Genomic DNA, 8,976 nt, shown 5'->3' with positions numbered 1-8,976 from the left:
TCATCACTCACAATTCACAACTCATCACTTAAGCATTCTTCAAAGCTTGTTCAATATCTGCTTTGATATCATCGATATGCTCGATACCTACAGATAAACGCAATGATGTTGGCTCAACACCTGCTGCTAATTGTTCTGCTTCTGATAATTGTGAATGTGTGGTCGAGGCTGGGTGAATAATCAAGGTTTTTGAATCTCCCACATTTGCCAAATGACTAATCAACTGAAGGCTATTCACAAACTTTTCTGCACGAGCTTTATCGCCTTTCAATTTGAAAGACAAAACACCACCAAAACTACGATTCAAGTATTTTTTCGCCAGTTCGTGGTAAGGACTGCTTTCGAGTCCTAAATAATTTACGCCTTCTACCTCAGGGTGCTGCAACAACCATTCTGCCAATTTTTGTGCATTTTCACCGATTCTTTCTACTCGCAATGACAAAGTTTCTAAACCTTGCAACAACAAGAAAGAGTTAAAAGGACTTTGTGAAGGACCCCAATCGCGTAAGCCTTCTACTCTAGCTCGAATGATATATTGAATATTACCGAACGGTCCGCCAATTCCGAAAACATCATTGAGTACCAAACCATGATAAGATGGCGAAGGCTCTGTAAATTGAGGGAATTTACCATTACCCCAGTTAAAAGTACCTCCATCGACTATCACACCACCCATAGAAGTTCCGTGACCGCCAATCCATTTGGTAGCAGACTCAACCACCACATGAGCACCATGTTTGAGCGGTTGGGCAATAGCACCTCCGGCACCAAAAGTGTTGTCTACAATCAAAGGAATCTCATATTTGTTTGCCAAAGCAGCGAATGCTTCAAAATCAGGAACACTGAAACTTGGGTTTCCGATAGTTTCCAAATAAATCAATTTGGTACGCTCATCAATCAATTTTTCAAAACTCGACACGTCGTCGCCATTCGCAAAACGAGCTTCTACCCCAATATTTTTAAATGAATTTTTGAATTGATTGTAGGTTCCTCCGTACAAAAATGAAGTAGTTACAAAGTTATCTCCCGCCGTTGTGATATTGTTTATAGCCAAGAACTGCGCCGCATGCCCAGAGCTAACCGCCAAGGCTGCCACACCACCTTCCAAGGCCGCTATTCTTTTCTCAAATACATCGTTGGTCGGGTTCATAATACGGGTGTAAATATTACCAAACTCCTTCAAGGCAAAAAGATTAGCGCCGTGTTCTGCACTATTAAAAGAATAGGAGGTTGTTTGATAAATAGGTACAGCTCTCGAGTTGGTTGTTGGGTCTACTTGCTGACCAGCGTGCAATTGAAGGGTTTCGAATTTCATGTTACTAGTTTTTAAAGGCAAAGTCAATAGGTTCCTGTTTAAGAAGTAATTGATACCACAATACATCTACTGCATTGCCAAGGTTTTGTTTCTTTTTTAAATACGTCTTTTCTAAAAGAAAAATAATAATCAAATATACCTATACATTTATTAAACTACAAAGACTATAGATTAAAATATTTTAATTAAAACTAGTAGTTGAAAAACTAAAAAATAAGTCAATCGGTAATTATTACCATTGAAACTAGGTTTTGCACCATAATTATTTCTTTTTTAACATCTACCTTTGACACCATCAAACGAAGCTATTAGGAGGTATGTCTGAGAAAAAAATAAATTTTCCCATTTTAGATATTTGCACTTTATCCGAAACGAAAGATGAGGATTTTTTGGTGAGTAGATTTGGAGCTTATTTGGAGCGACACAAAAATCTGCATCATGCGCATCGACATAGTTTTTATCATTTGGTTTTCTTTACACAAGGTGCTGGTTATCATACAATAGATTTCAGCAATTTTGACGTAAAACCCTACCAAATCTATTTTATGATACCCGGGCAGGTGCATGGTTGGAGTTTTGAAGGACCAATAGATGGTTATGTGGTCAATTTTTCGGAAGAATTTTTTCAGTCATTTTTATTGAAAGCAGAATATTTAGCCAACTTTTCATTTTTCAATAATATCGCACAAGACAGTGTCATCAATTTGAGTTTTCCGCTCAATCAAAAAGTAAAAGGTTTTTTTGAAGAAATCCTTGAACAGGCACAACAAAAGCAAACTTTTGCCCATGACATGATAAAAAGTTTGTTGATTCAAATGTTTATTGCCATAGACCAGCAAACCATTACCGAAAAGCCTAAAAATATTCCTCAATTCAATTACACCTTGCTGAAGAATTTTCAAAAATTGATTGAAAAACATCATACTACCCTAAAATTACCGATGGAGTACGCAGAATTATTATATATTACTCCCAACCATTTAAACGCACTTTGTAAAGAGCACTTGGGCTTACAAGCAGGCGAGGTAATTCGTAACAGAATTGTGTTGGAAGCAAAAAGATTATTGGTCAACAAAAACACGAGTATCTCAGAAATTGCCTATTATCTCAATTTTGCTGACAATTCTTATTTCTCTAAGTTTTTTAAAAAACACGTGGGAGTAAGTCCTGAAGAGTTTAGAAAGAAGATTTAAGTTTTTTGTTGAAGGCATAAGGCAACAGGCACTAGGCAAAGAGTGTTAAATCGTTTTTTAGTAACAATAGATATAGTTTTGCCGAAAGCTGAAAGCCGAAAGCTGAAAACCGAAAGCCGAAAGCTGAAAGCCGAAAGCTCTATAATTTAATTTTGCCCACTAACTTAAAGCCCACGGCATACAGCTTATAGCATATTATCAAAATTTTGTTTCATATAAATATTTTTAGTCATGAACGAATATCAAAATATAAAACTCGATACTGAAAGAAGTAAAACTCGTGCGATGATAGAAATGCGTTGTCCGCAATGTCGTCAAGGAAAAATGTTTAAGTACTCTAACTGGCGCATAGATAAATTTGACGAAATGCACGAAAACTGTCCTGTTTGTGGACTACATTTTGAGGTAGAACCTGGCTTCTGGTATGGTGCCATGTTTGTGAGTTACGGTTTTTCGATAGCGATTTTGGCCATTATGGGAATCGTGATTTATTGGGGTTTCAACGACCCATCGGTTTTAGGTTATATTATCCCTATTCCGATTGTATCCTTGATTGCTGTGCCATTCAATTTTAGAATGTCGAGAAGCGTATTTTTACATCTCTTTGGTTTTGTCAAATACAAACCAGAACAAACCGAATAGAAATCTTTTCCCTTGTTATATAAAAATGAATCCTCAAATCGTAGAGACGTAATGATTGCGTCTCATGCCATTCATATCTAGTGTAGTAGCATCAAAAAAGCGGTCGAAAAAATATTTTTTCGACCGCTTTTTATTGAAATTTATAAAGTCATCCAAGTTTTAAAATGCTGAATAAATCATATTTTAGGATTTCAAGTTTTAAAACTGTTGAAAAAATTAGTCCAAGACTAAGTCTTAAACTAGAATTACTTTACTTCTACATATTTCAAAGGTAAATTCCAGCCTTCAATAGAAATTTGAGTTGGCTGAGTACCTGCTTTTGCTTCTAAAACTATCTTCTTGGTCGTATTTGGTGTAATAGAAACATAGTTATCATCATAGAAAGTTGGTAAGATACGCTCTTTAGTTTGGGTATTTACCAACGAAACTCGATTGAAGAATGCTATAGTTTTTTCGTCTTTATTCGTCAGGCTCACTTCTATTTTATCTCCTGAAATACGCTTGGCAATAACTTCCAAATTGGCTGTTGGCATAGTTTGTAAACCTGAATATTTACCATCTGAATTCGGATACCAATAGAAGTTATCACTTACAATCTTCTGATTTTCGTCCAATAATTGTAGTGATAAAAATGACCCATCTTTTGCGCCTAACTCATCTAAGATGTTTTTGACTGAAAAAATCTTTTTAATAGAGGTCGCTTCAATGTAGGTAAATACTTTAGTGATGAGTTTAGAATTTCCTTTGGTATCATAAGCTGTAGCCACCAGCATCAAATTTCGCTTTGCCGTAAAATCATTATTGACCATCATCAACATTCCATCGATTGGATTTGCCATGATATGCACCAACTCACTACCGCTACGCAACCCATATAAACAGGCATTTGGGTCGAGATAATAGTCATACATCTGCCCACGCATAGCTGTCCAAGGGTTTTGTGTTTTCCAAATGATAACGCCTGTGTACCAATCCCATTGATGCGCACTAAAACCTTCTATCAAACCACGATATTGGTCGTAGTTGACTAGCTGCGCCTTCAAACCAAAATCTTTAATGTCCTTTGGCTTACCATAAGGGTCAATAAACTGGTTGTAGCCCACGCCCGTGTAGGTATGGTATGTCCAAACGGTATCTGGCTTTGTACCTAAGTTATGGTATGGCACTTTCATATTCTCTTCTGGAATAAATCTTTTCAATGATTCATAATCCCCTGTTCCTACCGAACCTACCTCGGAGTTGAATGGAAAAGTACGTTGTTGCCAAAATACCTCCAAAGGTTGTATACCATAAGGTCCATCGCCGTTTCCACCAATAAAGTTGTAAGACATAGCATCAGAATTGGAATAGTCTACAAACCAACGAGTTCCGTCTAGTTCTGGTAAAATTTTATCACGCAATGGCACCAAAATATCTTCAGGCGGCGTAATTTCATTTCCTCCGCACCACATAGCAAGCGAAGGGAAATTGCGTACCATTTTAATCATATCTGCTGCAGACTCCAAAAACAAAGGATGATTGTCTGGGTATTTACGACGAGTCCATTGGTCTTCTTTTTTCATAGGGTCAATCCAACGACCGTTGCAGTCGCCCGACATCCAGAAATCTTGGAATACCAATAAACCATATTTATCACAAGCTTCATAAAACTCAGGTCGTTCTACTAATGCTCCTCCCCAGATACGAATCAAATTCAAGTTCATATCTCTATGGTAGCGAATTTCGGCATCATAGCGTTCCTTTGAAAAGCGTAACATCGCATCCGAAATAATCCAGTTACCACCTTTGATAAAAATCTTTTGACCATTTACGGCAATCTGACGACTTTGGGTGGTCGTATTCCATGAGGTTTGAATTTCACGAATACCCACTTGGAGTTTCTCAAAATCTGAAACTTTTTGACCGTTTGGCGTAAAACTAAACTCTGCATCGTATAAATTTTGTGGACCATAACCCGCTGGCCACCACAACTTAGGATTGCTTACAATCAAATCTTTGATTTTGTAGGTTTTGCTCGATTTGGCTGGTAGCGTTAGTTTTTCAGAAACAGTTTGTCCATTAATTTTAAAAGTCAATATTCCAGAAACAGGGCTATCGCTGGTGTTTTCCAAATCAGCAGTTGTTTTTATTGTCGTTGGTTGTTGTGTGCCTTCTGGTGTACGAACACCTGATACAAGCGTGATAACATGCGGGTCTTTGAGATTGACTAAACCTGTTTTTTCAATCTGAACTTTGTCCCAAATACCCGTATTTCGATCACGAATAGGACGAATCCAGTCCCAACCTGCGGTGTATTGAATGGCTACATTTTTGGCTATAGTTCCATCACCACCTTGTCCACCATTGGGATTTCCAGGGTTATCAGATGGATACACAATGACCGCCAAGCGGTTTTTGCCATTGCTTGCCAACAAACCCGTAATATCAAATGCTTTGCGCAAAAACATTCCTTCAAAAGGCTCTTTATTGACTTTTTGACCATTGATGAAGATTTCGCAAGAGTAGTTGATTCCTCTAAATTTCAACCACACTTTTTCTCCTGATGCAGGCTTTTTTTCCTCAAAATCCTTTACAAACCAATAAGTATAATACTCCTTTCCGACATGGTAAACATCAGGAATTTTCTCATTATTGAGTCCGTAAAATGGATCAGGAATTTCTTTGTTGGCTAATTGAGTCGTCAAAACCGTTCCCGGAACTACCGCAGGTTTCCAAGCAGAAAGGTCAAATTGAGGACTAGAAATCTGCGTACCCGAAGCCTGAATGGTATTGGCTTTGGTACATTTCCAACCTTGGTTTAGCTCATAACTTTGTTGCGCCATAGCTGGCAAAAAGCCAACTGAAAGCAAACAAGTCTTAAGCGCAAGTTTCATTTTTTGTTTGAAAGAATACATAAATTTAGATTTAAGAAAATTGGGAATTATTGAGAGTGAAACCCTTCCCTTTGCTCGGTGGGCATTTTTCTCAGTATTATTTTTATATTAAATATACCTAAAAAAAGCTTAGACATCGACGGAAAGGAAGTATTTCAAATATAGGTAATCACAGAAAGTAATTAACCTGAATTGTCTGGAAAATCTATACTTAGGATAATTATTAATGTTAACACATGACACTTTTTATCCGAAAAAATGAAACCTTGTCTACTTGAAATCACTCAATTCTAACATCATGAAACGTATTTTATCACTCCTCTGCGCTGGAATTCTTTTGAGCAGTATTTCTTTATTGGCTCAAACGCAAAAGCTTCGCTGTGAATATTTGGAAAATCCTTTGGGAATAGACCAAACCTTACCACGATTTACTTGGGAATTTGGGGCAAAGCAAAATCCTGTCGCAGTCAAAATCTGGGTTGACACTGATTCGCTAGCATTGGTAAAAGGTAGAAATAATACGTGGGCTTCGGGCAATGTCTCCTCTTCGCAACAGTTGGCTACCTATGCAGGCAAACCATTACAATCTTTCCAGAAATACTATTGGAAATTGGTCGATAAAAACAATCAAACGCTGAGTGCCATTGCTAGTTTTGAAATGGGTTTACTTCAGCCATCCGACTGGAAAGGTGCATGGATAACTGATGTTCAAGGAAAAGAGGAAAAAAATGCGCCCTATTTTAGAAAAGCCTTCGAAGCAAAAAAAGAAATTGTTTCAGCTCGCGCCTATATTGCGGTGGGTGGCTTGTATGAGTTAAGTATCAATGGACAAAGAGTAGGCAATCACCGCCTCGACCCGATGTATACTCGTTTTGATAGAAGAACTTTGTATGTGACTTATGATGTTACAAAGCATTTACAAAATGGGAAAAATGCCATTGGTGTTTTATTAGGCAACGGTTGGTATAATCACCAATCTACGGCGGTTTGGTTTTTTGATAAAGCACCTTGGCGCAATCGTCCCACTTTCTGCTTGGATTTACGCATTCGATATAAAGATGGCTCTGTAGAAACGATTCGTTCAGGCAAAGACTGGAAAACAGCCGAAAGCCCTGTTGTATTTAATAGTATTTACACCGCAGAGCACTATGATGCACGACTTGAAAAAGTAGGATGGAATTTGCCCAACTACGATGACAAAACTTGGAAAGATGTCATTTATCGTGCAGCTCCTTCTACGCATATTGTAGCACAAGTGCTGCATCCGATTAGGTATACGAATGAAATTTTTAGCAAAATTTTAAAAACTTTTTCAAAACAAAACTATGTATTTGATTTAGGCGAAAATATTTCGGGCGTTTCCTCGATAACCGTAAAAGGCAATGCTGGAACTGTAATTAAATTAAAGCATGGAGAAAGATTATTGCCAGACGGGCACGTAGACCAATCTAATATCGATGTGCATTATCGCCCAACCGACGATAAAGATCCTTTTCAAACTGATATTTTTATTTTGAGCGGAAAAGGAGAAGAAAGCTTTTCTCCAAAATTTAATTACAAAGGTTTTCAATATGTGGAAGTCAATAGCTCAGAACCGATTGAGCTTACACAAAATAGTGTTAAGGGCTATTTTATGCACTCAGATGTCCCTGCTATTGGAAAAATTACAAGTTCGAATACAACCTTAAATAAAATCTGGGCTGCTACTAATCGCTCCTATTTATCTAATCTTTTTGGCTACCCAACCGACTGTCCTCAAAGAGAAAAAAATGGTTGGACAGGCGACGCCCATATTGCCAGCGAAACAGGACTTTATAATTTTGATGGCATTACAATTTACGAGAAATGGCTCGCCGATCACCGTGACGAACAACAGCCCAATGGCGTGCTTCCATCAATTATTCCTACGGGAGGCTGGGGTTATGAATGGGGCAACGGACCAGATTGGACAAGTACAATCGCCATTATTCCTTGGAATATCTATTTGTTTTATGGAGATAGCAAACTGTTAAAAGACTCTTACGAGCCTATCAAACGCTATGTTGACCATATTGCCGATATCAGCCCTAATGGATTATGTACTTGGGGATTAGGCGATTGGGTTCCTGTAAAATCCAAAACACCTGTGGAGTTAACCTCAACGGCCTATTACTTTGTGGATGTAACTATTTTGGCAAAAGCTGCCAAAATGCTCGGAAACCAAAATGATTACCTTAAATATTCAGCTTTAGCAGAAAAAATCAAAAGGGCATTTAATCAGAAATACCTGAACGAGCAAACTGGCATTTACGGTGCAGGAGTACAAACAGAACTCAGTGTTCCTCTTTATTGGGGTTTAGTTCCTGAAAACTTAAAATCAAAGGTAGCCAAAAACTTAGCTGATAGAGTTGCTCAAGACAATTACCACTTGGACGTAGGTTTGTTGGGGACAAAGGCTATTTTGAACGCATTAAGCGAAAATGGATATGCCTCAGTTGCTTACAAAGTTGCTTCACAAGAAAGTTACCCCTCATGGGGCTGGTGGATTGTGAATGGTGCTACAAGTTTGTACGAAAACTGGCCTATTGACGCCAAATCGGACATTTCGATGAACCATATTATGTTTGGAGAAATTGGCGCGTGGCTATATAAAGGCTTAGCAGGAATTTTCCCAGACGAGCAAGGTGCTGGTTTTAAAAGCATTATCCTAAAACCTAATTTTGTGGAAGGTTTAGCCAACTTCTCAGCAGATTTTGATTCACCCAGAGGTTTGATACACTCGGAATGGGAACAAAAAGGCAATACCGTGATTTATAAAATTACAGTACCAAGCAATGCCTCCGCCAAGGTGCAATTACCAGAAGGATACAAAATCAAGACGATTAATCAAAAAGCCGTTGGAACGTCTCAAACAAATATTTTCACTGCTGGTGTGTACGAATTAGGTATCGAAAAATAGAGCTCAGTAAAATTT

5 protein-coding genes are annotated in these 8,976 nt (G+C 38.0%); 3 read left to right on the top strand and 2 right to left on the bottom strand.

What is annotated here, in order from left to right; translation table 11 throughout:
* Window positions 1-28: 28 nt before the first annotated feature.
* On the bottom strand, window positions 29-1,315 hold the full coding sequence (locus ACOVQ4_RS12205; RefSeq protein WP_421820920.1) for an O-acetylhomoserine aminocarboxypropyltransferase/cysteine synthase family protein: 1,287 nt from the start codon (window positions 1,313-1,315) through the stop codon (window positions 29-31).
* Window positions 1,316-1,632: 317 nt separating this feature from the next.
* Between ACOVQ4_RS12205 and ACOVQ4_RS12200 the strand changes: the two genes are divergently transcribed.
* Complete coding sequence (locus ACOVQ4_RS12200; RefSeq protein ID WP_421820919.1) at window positions 1,633-2,508, top strand: AraC family transcriptional regulator; 876 nt, start codon at window positions 1,633-1,635, stop codon at window positions 2,506-2,508.
* Window positions 2,509-2,739: 231 nt separating this feature from the next.
* Entirely contained in the window at window positions 2,740-3,150 is a 411-nt protein-coding gene (locus ACOVQ4_RS12195) for a DUF983 domain-containing protein (RefSeq protein WP_421820918.1), read from the top strand.
* Window positions 3,151-3,395: 245 nt separating this feature from the next.
* Here ACOVQ4_RS12195 and ACOVQ4_RS12190 read toward each other — a convergent pair whose 3' ends face one another.
* Window positions 3,396-6,023: a glycoside hydrolase family 2 protein gene (locus ACOVQ4_RS12190; protein WP_421820917.1), complete on the bottom strand. Its 2,628-nt coding sequence runs from the start codon at window positions 6,021-6,023 to the stop codon at window positions 3,396-3,398.
* A gap of 298 nt (window positions 6,024-6,321) precedes the next feature.
* Between ACOVQ4_RS12190 and ACOVQ4_RS12185 the strand changes: the two genes are divergently transcribed.
* Window positions 6,322-8,961 (top strand): family 78 glycoside hydrolase catalytic domain, encoded by a 2,640-nt coding sequence (locus ACOVQ4_RS12185; RefSeq protein WP_421820916.1) that lies wholly within the window; start codon window positions 6,322-6,324, stop codon window positions 8,959-8,961.
* Window positions 8,962-8,976: the final 15 nt, after the last annotated feature.

Source organism: Flectobacillus sp. (genome assembly GCF_049240685.1).
Lineage (GTDB): Bacteria > Bacteroidota > Bacteroidia > Cytophagales > Spirosomataceae > Flectobacillus.
This window is presented reverse-complemented; position numbering and strand designations above follow the sequence as displayed.